Source organism: Rahnella sp. ATs2, assembly GCF_051851855.1.
GTDB lineage: Bacteria > Pseudomonadota > Gammaproteobacteria > Enterobacterales > Enterobacteriaceae > Rahnella > Rahnella variigena.
Genome location: NZ_JBLYPL010000007.1, coordinates 175,526 through 191,603 on the forward strand (window position 1 = coordinate 175,526; position 16,078 = coordinate 191,603).

At 50.4% G+C, this 16,078-nt stretch carries 14 protein-coding genes; 5 read left to right on the forward strand and 9 right to left on the reverse strand.

The annotated features are described in order from the left end of the window. Position 1: 1 nt before the first annotated feature. Positions 2-631 (reverse strand): TfoX/Sxy family DNA transformation protein, encoded by a 630-nt coding sequence (locus ACJY2G_RS09295; RefSeq protein WP_120161272.1) that lies wholly within the window; start codon positions 629-631, stop codon positions 2-4. Positions 632-847: 216 nt separating this feature from the next. Between ACJY2G_RS09295 and sulA the strand changes: the two genes are divergently transcribed. Together sulA and ompA are read left to right on the forward strand one after the other, a co-directional pair. Then, a complete protein-coding gene (gene sulA / locus ACJY2G_RS09300) occupies positions 848-1,354 on the forward strand; it encodes an SOS-induced cell division inhibitor SulA (protein WP_120161270.1) in 507 nt (168 codons plus the stop codon). A gap of 357 nt (positions 1,355-1,711) precedes the next feature. Continuing rightward, positions 1,712-2,785, forward strand: coding sequence for a porin OmpA (ompA, locus tag ACJY2G_RS09305; protein ID WP_112287383.1), 1,074 nt, complete (start codon positions 1,712-1,714; stop codon positions 2,783-2,785). A 137-nt stretch (positions 2,786-2,922) separates the two neighbouring features. Here the strand turns inward: ompA and matP are convergent, their stop codons facing one another. After that, positions 2,923-3,381 carry a macrodomain Ter protein MatP gene (gene matP / locus ACJY2G_RS09310; RefSeq protein WP_430319182.1) on the reverse strand — a complete coding sequence of 153 codons (459 nt, stop codon included), beginning with the start codon at positions 3,379-3,381 and terminating at the stop codon, positions 2,923-2,925. Between the two features lie 210 nt (positions 3,382-3,591). On the opposite strand from matP, the gene ACJY2G_RS09315 reads away from it, so the two are divergent. After that, complete coding sequence (locus ACJY2G_RS09315) at positions 3,592-5,358, forward strand: AAA family ATPase (protein WP_430319183.1); 1,767 nt, start codon at positions 3,592-3,594, stop codon at positions 5,356-5,358. A gap of 68 nt (positions 5,359-5,426) precedes the next feature. Then, positions 5,427-5,945: a bifunctional 3-hydroxydecanoyl-ACP dehydratase/trans-2-decenoyl-ACP isomerase gene (gene fabA / locus ACJY2G_RS09320; protein ID WP_430319184.1), complete on the forward strand. Its 519-nt coding sequence runs from the start codon at positions 5,427-5,429 to the stop codon at positions 5,943-5,945. 154 nt (positions 5,946-6,099) lie between these two features. Here fabA and rmf read toward each other — a convergent pair whose 3' ends face one another. The 6 genes from rmf to rlmKL all read right to left on the reverse strand — a co-directional run bounded on the left by rmf (position 6,100) and on the right by rlmKL (position 14,130). Continuing rightward, on the reverse strand, positions 6,100-6,267 hold the full coding sequence (gene rmf / locus ACJY2G_RS09325; RefSeq protein WP_013574871.1) for a ribosome modulation factor: 168 nt from the start codon (positions 6,265-6,267) through the stop codon (positions 6,100-6,102). 275 nt (positions 6,268-6,542) lie between these two features. Next, positions 6,543-7,112 carry a membrane integrity-associated transporter subunit PqiC gene (pqiC, locus tag ACJY2G_RS09330; RefSeq protein ID WP_120161266.1) on the reverse strand — a complete coding sequence of 190 codons (570 nt, stop codon included), beginning with the start codon at positions 7,110-7,112 and terminating at the stop codon, positions 6,543-6,545. Then, positions 7,112-8,764 (reverse strand): intermembrane transport protein PqiB, encoded by a 1,653-nt coding sequence (gene pqiB, locus ACJY2G_RS09335; RefSeq protein WP_430319185.1) that lies wholly within the window; start codon positions 8,762-8,764, stop codon positions 7,112-7,114. The genes pqiC and pqiB overlap by 1 nt, the downstream gene beginning before the upstream one ends. Further along, positions 8,751-10,052 (reverse strand): membrane integrity-associated transporter subunit PqiA, encoded by a 1,302-nt coding sequence (gene pqiA / locus ACJY2G_RS09340; RefSeq protein ID WP_181955481.1) that lies wholly within the window; start codon positions 10,050-10,052, stop codon positions 8,751-8,753. The genes pqiB and pqiA overlap by 14 nt, the downstream gene beginning before the upstream one ends. Before the next feature lie 47 nt (positions 10,053-10,099). Beyond that, a complete protein-coding gene (locus ACJY2G_RS09345) occupies positions 10,100-12,004 on the reverse strand; it encodes an ABC transporter ATP-binding protein (RefSeq protein ID WP_217175095.1) in 1,905 nt (634 codons plus the stop codon). A gap of 5 nt (positions 12,005-12,009) precedes the next feature. Further along, entirely contained in the window at positions 12,010-14,130 is a 2,121-nt protein-coding gene (rlmKL, locus tag ACJY2G_RS09350) for a bifunctional 23S rRNA (guanine(2069)-N(7))-methyltransferase RlmK/23S rRNA (guanine(2445)-N(2))-methyltransferase RlmL (protein ID WP_439291667.1), read from the reverse strand. Positions 14,131-14,240: 110 nt separating this feature from the next. On the opposite strand from rlmKL, the gene ACJY2G_RS09355 reads away from it, so the two are divergent. Next, a complete protein-coding gene (locus ACJY2G_RS09355; RefSeq protein ID WP_430319186.1) occupies positions 14,241-15,344 on the forward strand; it encodes a YcbX family protein in 1,104 nt (367 codons plus the stop codon). A gap of 154 nt (positions 15,345-15,498) precedes the next feature. Here the strand turns inward: ACJY2G_RS09355 and ACJY2G_RS09360 are convergent, their stop codons facing one another. After that, complete coding sequence (locus tag ACJY2G_RS09360) at positions 15,499-16,044, reverse strand: cell division protein ZapC (protein ID WP_112287374.1); 546 nt, start codon at positions 16,042-16,044, stop codon at positions 15,499-15,501. Positions 16,045-16,078: the final 34 nt, after the last annotated feature.

A 16,078-nucleotide genomic window follows, 5' to 3' on the forward strand; every position in this document is an offset into this window, starting at 1 on the left:
GTTAGTGCGTCATCGGATACTTTTCTTGCTGATGGTTGAACCAGTGAGTTAAAAACTCTCTCGACGCCGTCGGCAAGGCCGCTTCATGAAAACCTAAAATTGCGCCTTCCAGTGCCATCAGCAAATTAATGCCCAAATTCTTTTTTTTTATTGCACACAATTTCAGGTATGCCCCGCACGCACCTTGCATCCGAAGGTCCCCCGAATTCTCGATACCGACTTGCCACAGCATCCGCTCAAGAGCCAGCGAGAGATTAGGTAAGTCTTTCAAACGTGATGCTTCACTGTTTTTCTTTGCTTCAATTTCACGACGCATCCCTTTGATTGAAACTCTCGCCAGTCTCAGCAAAATGTGGGGATCACTCCACTGCTCATGACTGACTTTGAAATAGCGTAAATGCACATCCATCCCGCGCTTGCGGTAGATCAGACGTTCCATTTTTTTCCGACAAAAATGACCTTCTGTATCATCATTCGCCCTCAGGAATAATTCTCCGTCAGACACCAGACCAAACATGGCTCGATCGGCCGATAAACTGAATCCGCCAAACTGCGTTCGCGATCGTATATTGCCCAGTGGGGCAAACAGTTCCAGACATTCAAGTACTCTTTTTTTTGATTTATTTATCATTGCGTTATCCTTTTCACATTCATTCCTGACTTCCAATTTGAATTACCAGAACCGCTAAATGCAAAATACGCAATGTCGTGAGTGGCAACAAACATAAAATGCAGTTGCAGTGTATTGCCTTCAATATTTGCGAGATGTCTTGGAAAAATTGGGTTGATCTTTGCTCATCGCCAGAGTACTGTACATCCATACAGTAACTCACTGGGGTACATCTCTATGCGAACTCAACACCATACAAATCATCATTTTAGTCAGCTTGCTTTGCCCGTTTCCCGTGCACAGGTAAATACGTCTGCATCCTTGAATAATGGTCTGATCACTGAGTTCGTCTATAGTGCGAGCCAACCTGCTTTTGCTCAGTTACTGCTGCCCCTGCTGCAACATCTCGGCATGCAATCACGCTGGTTGTTGTGGCTGACACCACAACAAAAATTGAGCCGCCACTGGTTATCAGAGTCCGGGCTACCGGTGGATAAAATGGTGCAGGTGAATCAGATCACTGCGATGTCTACTGTCGATGCCATGGAAAAAGCATTGCAAACGGGTAACTACAGTGTCGTGCTTGGATGGTTGCCAGATTTGAATGATGCAGAGAGGGAAAGATTACAAATTGCTGCCCGTCAGGGGGGAGCATACGGCTTCATCATGAAGCCAACAAATGAACAGAATTCAGCTAGTGGACATCACTCAACAGTAAAAATTCACTCTTCTGTATACCATTAGTTCAAAATAGGAATGTTCCTACGAAAATAATGGGGAACTTAGTGATTTGTGCTGCGAAAGCTCCGGAACCCAGTAAAAACGGGCTTCCTGAATGTAGATTGTCTTCGAAAATTGTCAGTAATTGGTCAAAGCCGTTAAGAAATGTGTACGTTTTTCCCTTTTTTTCCACGGTGTTAACACATCAAGCTTGTAAGTTTCGCGCCACGTTGTAGACTTTACAACGCCAAGGTTGCTCAATAATGCCAACGTAAAGTGGCAAGTTCTGAAATGAAGCAATAATCTTGGCGTAAGGATTTTAACCAAGGGCTTAAAAAGCTTAAAGCTCAATTGCCTATTTGGATGATAACGAGGCGCAAAATGAAAAAGACAGCTATCGCATTAGCAGTGGCACTGGCAGGTTTCGCTACCGTAGCGCAAGCCGCCCCTAAAGATAACACCTGGTATACCGGTGGTAAATTGGGCTGGTCCCAATACCATGACACTGGTTTCGCAAATGCTTACGAAGGTATCGGCAACGGCCCTACCCACGAGAGCCAACTGGGTGCAGGTGCGTTCTTGGGTTACCAAGCGAACCAATACCTGGGCTTTGAAATGGGATATGACTGGCTTGGCCGTATGCCTTACAAAGGCAGCGTAAACAATGGCGCGTTCAAAGCACAAGGCGTTCAGCTGGCTGCTAAACTGAGCTACCCACTGACTGACGACCTGGACATCTATACCCGTCTGGGTGGTATGGTTTGGCGTGCAGACGCTAAAGGTAACTTCGACAATGGCGCAGCTGGCCGCGTAAGCGATCACGACACCGGTGTTTCTCCACTGGCAGCCGTTGGTCTTGAATACGCAGTGACCAAAAACTGGGCTACCCGTCTGGATTACCAGTGGGTTAACAACATCGGTGACGCTGCTACTGTTGGCGCACGTCCTGATAACGGCATGCTGGCTGTGGGTGTTTCTTACCGTTTCGGTCAAGAAGAAGCTGCTCCAGTTGTTGCTCCAGCACCAGCACCAGCTCCAGTTGTTGAGACTAAGAAATTCACTCTGAAATCTGACGTTCTCTTCAACTTCAACAAAGCAACTCTGAAACCAGAAGGCCAACAGGCTCTGGATCAGCTGTACAGCCAGTTGAGCTCAATCGATCCTAAAGACGGTTCTGTTATCGTTCTGGGTTACACCGACCGTATCGGTTCAGAACAATACAACCAGAAACTGTCTGAGCAACGTGCTCAGAGCGTAGTAGATTACCTGGTATCTAAAGGTATCCCTGCTAACAAGATCTCTGCACAAGGCCAGGGTAAATCTAACCCAGTTACCGGTTCTACCTGTGACTCCGTTAAAGGCCGTGCTGCTCTGATCGACTGCCTGGCACCAGACCGTCGTGTAGAAATCGAAGTTAAAGGCTACAAAGATACTGTTACTCAGCCACAGGCTTAATAACACTCTTTAGCTTTTGCTACAGATATCAAAAACCCCGCCTCGGCGGGGTTTTTTTATGTCTTCTAATGAAAAGTCAGGGAAATGCTTTCTGATGAGAAAGTCTGTGAAGAATTCGGGGAAGGAAGAAGAGAGACTCAGCTCTCTTTTTTACCGAGGATTTGTTCCAGATCTTCTTTAAGAGAAGACATCTGATTTGCGTACTTCTCTTTACGTTCCGCATCTTCAAGCAACTGAATGATCGTATCAGACAATGTTGCTCCGCGCCTTTGCGCCAGTCCAGCCAGTCGCTGCCAGACAAGAAATTCCAGGTCAATGGACTTCTTACGCGTATGCTGATGTTCAGCATTAAAATGACGCTTACGGCGGGCACGGATGGTTTGTTTTAGCCGATTTTCCAGCGACGGATTCATATTATTAACGATCCAATCCGTCACCTTAACAGGTTCGTTTTCCAGCCTGAGAAGTTGATTCACGGATTCTTCAGCGGCGCTTTTTTCCAAATGACGAGTAATCCGCTCACCTTCCCGGTGTTTTTTCACCAGATACTTCCATTTCCAACCGCTTTCGAGATTTTCCAGTTGCTGATATTTCATCGTGAACTCTTCGGTGACCACGTAACTTTACTAAGCATAACAGCTTTAATTCAATTTTCACCCCAAATAAACCCGCTTATTTTGCCTGTTTTTTAAGCACCCGTTCAGCAATGTGCACTAAGACCAATTGTGCTGCGACTCTGATTGTATGCAGCCGGATTTATTCTTGTATAATCGCTCTTTCCCTTTTTATAGAAAACAGCTAACACATTGACCAATAACCGACTTGACTGGCAGCTTTTACTGCCCGATACCGCGCCTTACGAGGCAATTTTTGCAACGGCTTCCCAGTTAGCCCCTGTCGATTTCGCAGGCACTCAGCCCCGGCTGGAAAATGGTTTAACGCTGTTTTGTCATCCCCGTTCCCGTGCGCGTTTTATGACGCTCAAAGCGCAGGAAAATCGCGAGTACTTGTCACGCATCGCTGATGTGGTCAGGAGCCTGCTGCCGGAACAAACTGAAGTTATTGGCAACCGCTATCATATTGACGGTAATAAGGTGACGCTGCTGGCGGCTAAATCTTCAGAAGATACCTTTGCTGCAAGCTTTACCTGCCAGTACCGCGAATGGATTGAGCCGGAACAATTGTTTGGCTGTGTTCGCTTGTTTAAAGATCAGATTCAACTCGAACCGGGTCTGGTTCATCAGGTCAATGGCGGTGTTTTAGTGCTGTCTATCCGCACACTCATCGCTCAGCCACTGATGTGGTTGCGACTTAAGCAAATGATCACTGAAGGCCAGTATCACTGGGTATCTCCGGATGAGACAAAACCGTTGCCAGTGACGGTGCCTCCGATGCCGCTGGATCTGCGTCTTATTCTGGTGGGCGATCGCTTGTCGCTGGGCGACCTCAGCGATATGGAACCGGAGCTGATGGATTCTGCCATCTATGGCGAATTTGAAGCGGACCTGCCACTGACCGAAGAAAGTGACATGGAAACCTGGTGTGGTTACGTTAACACGCTGGCCGATGAGCTTGAGATCCCGCGTCTTGCTGCCGATGCCTGGCCTGAGTTTCTGAAAATTGCCATTCGCCACAGCACCGATCAGGGAAGCCTGACTCTCGATCCGGTCTGGCTGAATACTCAGCTCAGTGAAGCCGCGCTTTACAATGAAGACGAGTTGCTCAGTGCCAAATCTCTTGAAGCGGCCGCGAATGCACGTGCATGGCGCGAAAGCTACCTGCAGGAACGTATGCAGGACGAAATTGAGCTTGGGCAAATCCGTATTGAAACCGAAGGTGAAGTCGTCGGGCAGATTAACGGCCTTTCCGTTCTGGAATATCCGGGTCATCCGCGCGCTTTAGGTGAACCTTCACGTATTAGTTGTGTCGTACACACCGGCGACGGCGAATTTACCGACGTTGAACGCAAAGCTGAATTAGGCGGTAATCTGCATGCCAAAGGCATGATGATTATGCAGGCCTTTTTGATTTCCGAGTTAGAACTCGACCAGCCTCTGCCCTTCTCCGCTTCGATTGTGTTTGAGCAGTCTTACGGAGAAGTGGACGGCGACAGCGCATCCCTCGCTGAACTCTGCGCACTCATCAGTGCGTTGTCGATGCAGCCGATTAACCAGCAAATTGCGGTCACCGGCTCTGTCGATCAGTTTGGGAATGTGCAACCCATTGGTGGCGTGAATGAGAAAATCGAAGGTTTCTTCGAAGTTTGTCAGCGTCGCGGTTTGACCGGTAAGCAAGGGGTCATTCTGCCAACCAGCAACGTGCGTAATCTTTGCCTGCATCCGCAGGTTGTAGACGCCGTTCGCGAAGGCCAGTTTCACTTATGGGCAGTTGATAACGCAGCCGAAGCGCTGCCTATCCTGACCGGACTGATTTACACAAACGAAGAAGAAGCTGAAGAAGAGCGTCCGAGCCTGCTGGGATTGATTCAGCAGCGTATTGCGCTGGTCACATCGCAAGGTGGCCCGCGCTACCCGTGGCCTCTTCGCTGGTTGAACTGGTTCAGCCGCAGCTGATCGGAGTTGTTCAGCTTACAGCTGTAAGCTAAGCTTCGCCCTTCATTAAAATAAGGCTTACATAGAACATGGTAGATAAACGCGATTCCTATACGAAAGAAGACCTCGTAGCTTCTGGCCGCAGTGAACTGTTTGGCGCTGGCGGTCCTCCATTACCATCAGGCAATATGCTGATGATGGATCGCATCGTTAAGATGCAAGAAAATGGCGGCACCCATGGCAAAGGTTATGTTGAAGCTGAGTTAGATATCAATCCTGACCTGTGGTTCTTCGGCTGTCACTTTATTGGTGATCCGGTTATGCCAGGCTGTCTGGGTCTGGACGCAATGTGGCAGTTAGTCGGTTTCTATCTGGGCTGGCTCGGTGGCGAAGGCAAAGGCCGCGCACTGGGTGTAGGTGAAGTTAAATTCACCGGTCAGGTGTTGCCAACTGCAAAACTGGTTACCTACCGCCTGAATTTCAAACGTGTTATCAACCGTAAACTGATCATGGGCGTCGCTGATGGTGAAGTTCTGGTTGATGGTGTGGTGATTTACACCGCAACTGACCTGAAAGTTGGTCTGTTCAAAGACGCCGCTGCTTTCTAAGAAAGCGCATTGCTGAGTCTGATAAAACGGTGAGCCTGATGGCTCGCCGTTTTTTATGCGCATTTTTCAGCGCAGATGATATTAATGATGTTTATTACAAACAAAAACCTCCGCGCGCAGCGGAGGTTGTTCCTTATTCTGACAGGGGAGCCGCTTAAGCGGTAACGGCCCTGTCCTCCATGGCTTGTCGCCAACCCCCGAGCCAGTGTGATCGGGCATCTAATGATTGGTACGGACAAATCTCTTTTGAGCGTCCGCCAATACCTGCTTGATATCCACGTGATTGTGCCCGTTCCAGGCGATCGCGTTTTTGTCTCTTCATGCCTTATATCCCTCATTATTCAGGTCAGGTGGAAAGAAAACAGTGGCCCGCTTCTGCGTCCACACCTAACAAATAGCTGCTATCGGCAGAGAGGTCAATGCGCAAAATTCACGCCAATGTCATATTTGTGAGTTATATTATTAGATTGCGCGCGAGATAATAGTGCTAATAAAATCCTCATCTGGCTGATCACCATAAAAAAATCCCGGTGTCTGAAAAGTCAGAAGCCGGGATTTTTTACGTTTTACTTAAAAAATATTAAGCTTAAAAAATAGTCATCTTATTTGTGAGGCAATCTGGCCTGCTTCTTGCTGCCATCCGGCAGCCAGCGTTTTCACCAGCGCATCATAACCATCTTCGTTCTGTTTCAGGTTTAACGTAAAGTCGCGCTGGATCATCTGCCCGCTGCGGCTCAGCGTCCAGCTCCCGCTGATAACCACCGTGCCATCATAACGGCCGTGGAATGCGGTCACATTCACGTTCAGCACATCCTGATCATCCGAACTGACAGCCTGGGTGGAAACCAGATACCCCGGCAAGTCACGGCGCAGGTATGTCACCAGTGATTGTTGAAGTTGCTGATCCAGCGGGCTGGCCCAGAGATTATTCTGGGTCAGCGTGTACTGCACATCATTGGTCTGATAAACCAGTCCGTTACCTGACAAGTAATCAGCCACACTAACCCTTTCCACCCACAGATGGCGTTGGGTAGTCATGCCTGATGACATTGCGCTGCCCGTTGCCGGGGCGCTGTTGAGCACCGGCAACTGGTAGTAAGTTTTCTGATCACTGCTGCTACAGGCAGTCAGGAATAATGCTAAGACGACAGGTATCCATTTCATCATTATTTGGCCTTCTTCGGCTGAGGATCATCTTGCCCTGGGGCGGCGAAAATCAGTGCATTACTTTTCTGATTAAGCGTTTTCAATACCGGTTGCAGTTCACGCAGGGTCTTATCCAGACTTTGCATGTCATTCACCATATGTCCGTATGCCGGAGAACCAGGCTGGAAGCCTTTCAGGCTGCGGTTAAGCTGAATCAACGTCTGCTGCATATCCTGTGGCAGGTTTTTCATTTCCTTGCTGCTGACAATGGAATTCAGAGACTCTATGGTCCTCTGCGTCGCTTTCATCGTCCTCTGACTTTCCGCCAGTGTGCTGGTGGCTTCACGCATCATCGGTTCGATCGGCAGATTGTTGATCTTATCGAGCGTGGTCATCAGTTTCTGTTGGATCTGCGCAAACCCGCCGCTCACCGTCGGCAACAGTTTTTGCCCGTCTATTTCCAGCGGCCCTTTCCACGGTTTCTCATTCGGATAGAAATCCAGATCAATAAACATCGCCCCCGTTAGCAGGTTGGCTGATTTCATCGAAGCACGCAGACCATGAGCGATACCGTCACGGATATGCTCTTCGATATTAAAGTTACTGCCCAGCAACTGAGCGAAGCGGTCTGGTTCGATGCGGATCAGCACCGGAATACGATAATCATCCGACATCTGCTGTTTCACCACATTCATCGGATATGGCACTTCGGCCACAGTCCCCAGACGGATGCCACGGAATTCAACAGGCGCGCCAGGTTGCAGGCCGCGAATAGAATCCGAGAAGAACATGACGTAATCCATGTGACGGGTATAAAGCGATTCCTGAATGCTTTTCTGATCGTCGAAGAGCTTATAACTGTCACCATCTTTGGCTTCGTTGCCCTGCGTCCAGCCATTCGGAATGTCAAAGCTGACACCACCGCTAAATAACGTGGTCAGTGAACCCATTTCGACACGCATACCGGCGGCAGACATATCGAAGTTCACGCCGCTGTCTTTCCAGAAACGAACGTTGTCAGTCACCAACGTGTCGTAAGGTGCCCGGATAAACAGCTGATATTTGATGTTGCGCGCTTTCGGATCAAAGTGACTGGTTTCCACTGTACCGACCTGGAAACCTCTGAACAGCACCGGATCTCCCGGATTCAGCTGGCCTGAACGTTCACTTTCCAGACTCACGCGGATACCTTTGGCATCAGGGGAAGCCAGCGGAGGTGAATCATCCAGTTTATATTCTGATTTTTCACCGCCTTTATTGCCCGGCTGCAACTGAATATACGCACCTGACAATAATGTGCCCAAACCGGAAATACCTTCACGTCCGATTTGCGGTTTTACCACCCAGAATACAGAGTCGTCACGGAGCATTTTTTCCATGCCGGTATTCAGGCGCGCTTTAATAATGACCTGTTGCAGATCTTCACTCAGGGTCACGCTTTCCACTTTACCGACATCAACGTTACGGCTTTTGATGGTGGTCTTTCCGCCCTCAATGCCTTCCGCCGTGGTGGTGATCAATGTCACTTCCGGGCCCTGATGGCTGTAGTGGTAGAACAGTATCCAGGCGCCGATCAGTGCCGTAACAATCGGCACAATCCACACCGGCGACCAGCGTTTAATCTTTTCTACTTTGGCAGTTCCATCGTGCTCTGCCATATTATTTCCCGCCATCTTGTGGCTCCTTTGCAGACTTCATTACAGCGCGATCCCAAATGAGCCTTGGGTCAAACGTCATTGCAGCGAACATAGTGAGAATGACAACACTGGCAAAAAGCAGTGCGCCAATGTCCGGATAAATACTCATCAGTTGTCCCATCCTTACCAGAGCTGAAAGCACCGCAATAACGAACACGTCAATCATTGACCAGCGGCCAACAAATTCCACGACTTCATAAATCACGTGCAATCTTTCCCTGTCAATTTCCTTATTACTGTTTGCATCCCAGCATAACCAACCAATCGCAATCATTTTCAGCGTCGGCACCATGATACTGGCAATCAAAATCACCATAGCCACAGGATAAGAACCTTCACTCCACAGCAACACCACGCCAGCCATAATGGTGGATGGCATCGGAGTGCCGAGCACCTGGGTTATCATGATCGGCAGCAGATTGGCGGGGATATACAAAAAAATAGACGTAATGAGAAGTGCCATCGTCCATTGCAAACTGTTTTTGCGGCGCGCATGGCCGGATGTATCACAACGCCCGCACTGTTTTTGATCAACCGGCAAAATAGCCATACAACAATGGCATGAACGTAATCCCTGTGACAGTCCGCTCTCACCGACACGAAGCGGCATCTCCAGCTTCGGTGCAGGAGCAACCTGCTGCCAGATCCAGTAACGGTCAGTACACTGAAAAGCCCTGAGCTGTAAAATACAAAACAGCACAAAGGGATAGAAACTGGTGCCGACGCCGACATCACCATAAGCCATCAGCTTCACGAAACTGACCAAGACACCCGCCAGGAAAATCTCGACCATGCACCAGGCCTTCAGGCGAAAATAGTTACGGGCAATGCTGATCTGCCAGTGACTGGGTATCGATGTCCCCTGGCAAAGAATGATGATGAAAATCATGCCTAACGCAGGCATCAGTTGAACCAGAATCATAAACAGCGACGCCATGCTGGCGTAGTCGTCAGAAACTAAAACCTGGGGAATTTGAATCAGTGTAACTTCGCTTCCCAGGCCGGCAACTTTCATGTTCACGAAAGGGAAAAGGTTAGACAACAGCAGCATGAATAATGCGCTGACAGCATAGGCAATAGGGCGGCGACGCGGCTCTTTCCAGCGCGACGTCAGCGTCGTATGGCAACGCGGGCATTTTGCTTTTTGCCCGACAGCAATCTCAGGGATTGCCACCAGCAAATCGCATTGGGGACATAAAATGTGCGGATCGTGGACATGAGAACACACAAGCCAACTCCTCAATTGCGGAACGTGCAATAGCATGTGCCGCAGGAACAATCCTTCATTCCGCGGCACATGACGGGGCAGTGTTAGCCGTTTTTCTGCGCTTCCAGCGCTTCCCAACGTTCAAACGCCTGCTCTAACTCCTGCTCTGCGGCGGCTAAAGCGGTGATAACCTGCTGAGTTTCTTCATGAGGAAGTGTGAAGAAATTCGCATCACTCATTTGCTGTTGCAGCGCTTCAATTCTTTCTTCCAGCGTGCTGATTTGCGCAGGCAATTGTTCAAGCTCGCGTTGTTGATTATAGCTGAGCTTATTCGCCGTGCGTTTTGCTGGTTCTGCTTTAGGTTGAGCAGCCGGTTTATTTTCGGTGACTACCGCCTGACGGATTGGCTTCTGGTTACGGCGCTGATGCTGTGCGTCATGGTAACCGCCAACATAACTGTTGATCACGCCGTTGCCTTCATAAATCCAGCATTCGGTTGCTGAGTTATCAACAAACTCACGGTCATGGCTCACCAGCATTACCGTGCCCTGATAGCTGTCGATCATCTCTTCCAGCAGCTCGAGTGTTTCCACATCCAGGTCGTTGGTCGGTTCATCGAGGATCAGCAGGTTGCTGGGACGCAGGAACAGTTTTGCCAGCAGCAGACGGTTACGTTCGCCGCCTGACAGCGCTTTTACCGGCGTCATTGCACGTTTTGGATGAAACAGGAAGTCCTGCAGGTAGCCCAGCACGTGACGGGCACGACCGTTAACCATCACTTCCTGCTTACCTTCAGCGAGGTTATCCATCACGGTACGTTCAGGATCCAGCTCAGCACGGTGCTGGTCGAAATAGGCGACTTCCAGTTTGGTACCGCAGTGAACGCGGCCGCTGTCTGCCTTAATCTGACTCAACATCAGTTTCAGTAACGTCGTTTTACCGCAGCCGTTCGGGCCTATCAGTGCAATTTTGTCTCCACGCATAACCTGCGAAGAGAAATTGCTGACCAGTTGTTTACCGGCGATGCTGTAGTTAACGTCTTCCATTTCAAAGACAATCTTGCCGGAGCTTGCCGCTTCAACCACCTGCATTTTGGCGGTGCCCATCACTTCACGGCGATCGGAACGTTCTTTACGCAGGGCTTTCAGGGCGCGTACGCGGCCTTCGTTACGGGTACGGCGGGCTTTGATACCCTGACGGATCCACACTTCTTCCTGCGCCAGTTTTTTATCGAACTCAGCGTTTTGCAGTTCTTCAACGCGCAACGCTTCTTCTTTTGCCAGCAAATACGCTTCGTAATTACCCGGATAGGACACCAGTTTGCCGCGATCAAGATCGACAATGCGGGTCGCCATATTGCGGATGAAAGAACGGTCATGGGAAATGAAGATAATGCTGCCCTGGAATTCTTTCAGGAAATCTTCCAGCCACGCGATACTTTCGATATCCAGGTGGTTGGTCGGTTCGTCGAGCAGCAGAATGTGCGGCGCGCTGACCAAAGCACGTCCCAGCGCCGCTTTACGCAGCCAGCCACCAGACAGGGATTTCAGCTCTGTATCGGCATCCAGACCCAGTTTCAGTAATACTTCATTGATACGGCTGTCGAGCTGCCACAGGCCCTGATGATCGAGAATTTCCATCACCTGAGCCAGTTTGTTCATGTTCTTTTCGCTCGGGTCGGTTTCAACCAGATGCGAAATCGCGTGATACGCTTTCAGGTGTTCAGCCTGCTCGAATACGCCTTCGGAGACGAAATCAAACACTGTACCTTCGACGTTGCGCGGCGGATCCTGTTGCAGACGCGCGACAATCAAATCCTGCTCATACACGATACGGCCGTCATCAAGCGGCACTTCGCGGTTCAGGATTTTCATCAGCGTCGATTTACCGGCGCCGTTACGGCCAACAAGACAGACGCGCTCATTTGGCTCGATGTGTAATTCGGTGTTATCCAACAGCGGCGAGTCACTGAATGACAGCCAGGCACCTGACATACTAATTAACGACATAAACTTTATTTTTCCTCGCCGGCATGGGACAGCAGCCAGCAGTTATGAATCTGACGATTACGGGCGAAATCCTGTGACAGGGTTTGGCTGGTGATTTCTTTCGCGCTCAGCCCCAGCTTGCTCAATCCTTCGAGGTCCATCTGGAAGCCGCGCTTGTTGTTGGAGAACATAATGGTGCCGTTGCGACGTAAAATGCGTTTCAGATCTTTCATCAGAGCCAGATGATCACGCTGTACGTCAAAACTTTCGGCCATACGTTTAGAGTTGGAGAACGTCGGCGGATCGATAAAGATCACATCGAATTGTTCATCGCACATCCCCAGATAAGACAGACAATCTGCCTGGATCAGGCGATGCTGACGGCCGGTCAGACCGTTAGCGCGCAGGTTCTTTTCCGCCCATTCCAGATAGGTGCGGGACATATCTACCGTAGTCGTGCTGCGCGCGCCGCCCAGACCTGCATGAACACTGGCGGTGCCGGTGTAAGCAAACAGGTTGAGGAAGTCCTTACCCTTACTCATTTCACCGAGCATTTTACGGGCGATACGGTGGTCAAGGAACAAACCGGTATCAAGATAATCCGTCAGATTGACCCACAGCTTCGCGTTGAACTCTTCAACCAGCAGGAACTCGCCTTTTTGCGCCAGTTTCTCGTACTGACTGGTACCTTTCTGGCGTTCACGGGTTTTCAGGATCAACTGGCTGGATGAAATATCCAGCACTGACAGGGTGGCATTGATCACGTCAAACAAGCGCTGACGGGCTTTTTGTGCATCCACAGTTTTTGGCGGCGCATATTCCTGCACCACCACTTTGCTGCCGTAGCGGTCAACCGCCACGTTGTAATCTGGCAAATCGGCGTCATACAAGCGGTAGCATTCAATGTCCTGCTGTTTAGCCCATTTCTCCAGTTTTTTCACGTTCTTACGCAGGCGGTTTGCATAATCTTCCGCCATTTGCGTTCCGGCAGCACCAGTCGGGTTTTCAGCCAGCTGGTAGTTTTTCTGCACACATTCCAGCGGACCGTTTTTAGCTTTGAACTGGCGCTCAGCACGCAATTGCAGGCAACTCAGCAATTCCGGCGACGCACTGAACAGCGACAACTGCCAGCCACCAAACTTAGTCTTCATGATGCGACCAAGCATGTTGTGCAGCGCAATCAGCGCCGGTTCGCTTTCCAGACGTTCACCGTATGGCGGGTTACTGATGACCGTACCCACCGGACCTTCCGGCAACGGATTCACCAGTTTACCGACTTCAGCGGCTTCAAAGCTAATCAGCTCCGCCACACCGGCGCGACGGGCGTTGGCACGCGCCATCTCAATGACGCGGCGGTCAATATCAGAACCGAAGAAACGGGACGTGGTTTCCTGCACTGCACGGCGGGTACGAACCTGTGCTTCGGCGGTTAGTTCGCGCCACAGTTCGGCGTCAAATTTGTTCCAGCCGGTAAAGCCCCAGTGCTGGCGATGTAAGCCCGGCGCGCGATCGGCGGCGATCATTGCCGCTTCGATCAGCAAGGTACCGGAACCACACATCGGATCGACCATCGGCGTGCCCGCTTCCCAGCCTGAACGCATCACGATAGCCGCAGCTAGGTTTTCTTTCAGCGGTGCCTGACCGGTCAGATCACGGTAGCCACGCTGATGCAGGCCTTCGCCGCTGAGATCCAACGCGACGCTGGCGGTATCACGTTGCAGGAAGACGTTTACACGAATATCGGGCTGCTGTTTCGCCACATTCGGACGCTCATCCATTTTGCGGGTAAAGCTGTCGACAATGGCGTCTTTCACTTTCAGCGCGCCGTACTGGCTGTTACGGATTTCGTCATTCAGGCCGCTGAAATGCACGGCGAACGTTTTTTCCACGCCAAAAACGGACGGCCAGTCAATCGCCATCACGCCAAGATAAAGATCCAGATCGCTGTGAACTTTGAATTCGTTCAGCGGCAACAGGATGCGCGAAGCCAGACGGCTCCACAATAAGCTACGGTACAGCAGGCGATCGTCACCTTCAAAATGCACCCCTCCCTGCACAACTTTGCAGGCTTGCGCACCCAGCGTTTCCAGTTCGCTTTTTAACAGTTCTTCCAGTCCACGCGCCGTGCTGGCAAACAAAGAGTTCATATCGACATATCACCAAAAATAAAATTGTTGCGCATTATAGCTAATCCCTGCCGCTTGTCATAAAGTCTCTGGTTATTCTTAAGACTTTATACTCTGAGAGGCAGTGTTCAGTGCCCATTCTTTCACGTTTATTTGTTCATCCGGTTAAATCGATGCGCGGCCTGCAAGTTTCACACTCGCTGGTCACGCCAACAGGACTGGCTTTCGACCGTCAGTTCATGATAACCGACCCGCAAGGCATGTTTATAACTGCCCGCCAGTATCCGAACCTCGTCCTGTTCATCCCGGTTTTGTTACCTGATGGTCTGATGCTGAGTGCGCCGGAAGGCGAAAGTATCAGCGTCAGATTTCGTGATTTCGCAGGCGTTAACTCGCCGACGGAAGTCTGGGGCAATCAGTTTACCTCACTCATCGCGCCGGAACCGGTAAATCGCTGGTTAAGTGGTTATTTAAAACGTGATGTACAGTTGCGCTGGGTCGGTGACGAACCCACCCGCCGGGTGAAGAAGCATCCCGAAGTGCCGCTGTCGTTCGCCGACGGGTTCCCGTACCTGCTGATTAACGAAGCGTCAATGCAGGATTTGCAGCGCCGCTGTCCGGGCGGTGTCAGGGTTGAACAGTTCCGACCCAATATTGTGGTCAGTGGTGCCGAGGCTTACGCAGAAGACAGCTGGCAGACCATCCGCATCGGAGAAGTCATTTTCGATCTGGTGAAGCCGTGCAGCCGCTGCATTTTTACTACGGTCAGCATCGAAAAAGGCCGCAAGCATCCGCGTGGCGAACCTCTGAAAACGTTGCAAGGTTACCGGACTGCCAGCGATGGCGACGTCGATTTCGGTCAGAACATGATTGCCCGTAACAACGGTGTGATCCGCGCGGGTGACAGCGTTCAGGTGCTGGCGACCAAACCACCCCGCCCTTACAGCGCAGGCAACGTCGTTGAAAATGTCGACGCACCAAAAAGTACTGCTCAGGAAGTCCGCATTAATTATCAGGGCACGGAGTTTACCGGCAACAATCAGCAGATTTTGCTCGAACAACTGGAGTTACAGGGATTACGTATCCCCTATTCCTGCCGTGCGGGAATTTGCGGTGCGTGCAGAATGACATTAAAAGAAGGAAATGTTGCGCCACTGAAAGAAAGTGCTGTGGGGAAAGACGGAACGATTCTGTCGTGCAGTTGCATACCGGCAACGGATATCGTGCTCGGCTAAAATATTCCGCAATTACCCAAATCCGCAATTACCCAAAATAGTTCGGGTTGCAAAAAGGCGGCAAGAGAAGGGATCCCGATGAGCTTACACAGGTAAGTGATTCGGGTGACTGAGCGCAGCCAACGCATCTGCAACTTGAAATATGAAGGGTAATTTACACTGCCTGATCGTAGACATCGCTGTCGACTCTAAATGCCGCTGGCATTAACCGGTCATGCATCACTTTAATGGCATCACCGAGCACCATACCGCGCCCTGCCACTGTCAGCCGCTCCTGCGCCAGCAGGCACAGGCTGGCGTTATCACCGGATTCTACCACCAGCAATGTCGCCTGTTCGCCACTGTCCATCACCTGCACCTGAGCAAGCTGACCATTCTCTGGCTGGAAAGGACGCATCTGCTGACTGAAATGCCAGCTCTTTGGCATCAGCGGTTTTAAAAAACGGAAAGCGACTAAGGCATTTAAAACTAATTCCGCACGTTGTTCCGCGGCCAGACGAATATGTTTGCACTGTTCTTCATAATCGAAATACAAAGCCGCATCATCGACACAGAATGACATATTTCCAAATGCATCAGGAGTTAACATTTTAGCCGGGAAACGGGAACGGAAAATCATGCCATTGGCGAGATCCAACATAAGCCGATCATGCTCTGCATCGAAGTACCAACGCCAATTATCATCTGGTTTGATTTTCATTTCGTCATCCTGTTTGCCCTCATGCCCTCTGCCT

Coding starts and splice junctions, on each gene's coding strand:
- ACJY2G_RS09295 (WP_120161272.1), bottom strand. CDS start 631: ATGATAAATAAATCAAAAAAAAGAGTACTTGAATGTCTGGAACTGTTT.
- sulA (WP_120161270.1), top strand. CDS start 848: ATGCGAACTCAACACCATACAAATCATCATTTTAGTCAGCTTGCTTTG.
- ompA (WP_112287383.1), top strand. CDS start 1,712: ATGAAAAAGACAGCTATCGCATTAGCAGTGGCACTGGCAGGTTTCGCT.
- matP (WP_430319182.1), bottom strand. CDS start 3,381: ATGAAATATCAGCAACTGGAAAATCTCGAAAGCGGTTGGAAATGGAAG.
- fabA (WP_430319184.1), top strand. CDS start 5,427: ATGGTAGATAAACGCGATTCCTATACGAAAGAAGACCTCGTAGCTTCT.
- rmf (WP_013574871.1), bottom strand. CDS start 6,267: ATGAAGAGACAAAAACGCGATCGCCTGGAACGGGCACAATCACGTGGA.
- pqiC (WP_120161266.1), bottom strand. CDS start 7,112: ATGATGAAATGGATACCTGTCGTCTTAGCATTATTCCTGACTGCCTGT.
- pqiB (WP_430319185.1), bottom strand. CDS start 8,764: ATGGCGGGAAATAATATGGCAGAGCACGATGGAACTGCCAAAGTAGAA.
- pqiA (WP_181955481.1), bottom strand. CDS start 10,052: ATGCTATTGCACGTTCCGCAATTGAGGAGTTGGCTTGTGTGTTCTCAT.
- ACJY2G_RS09345 (WP_217175095.1), bottom strand. CDS start 12,004: ATGTCGTTAATTAGTATGTCAGGTGCCTGGCTGTCATTCAGTGACTCG.
- rlmKL (WP_439291667.1), bottom strand. CDS start 14,130: ATGAACTCTTTGTTTGCCAGCACGGCGCGTGGACTGGAAGAACTGTTA.
- ACJY2G_RS09360 (WP_112287374.1), bottom strand. CDS start 16,044: ATGAAAATCAAACCAGATGATAATTGGCGTTGGTACTTCGATGCAGAG.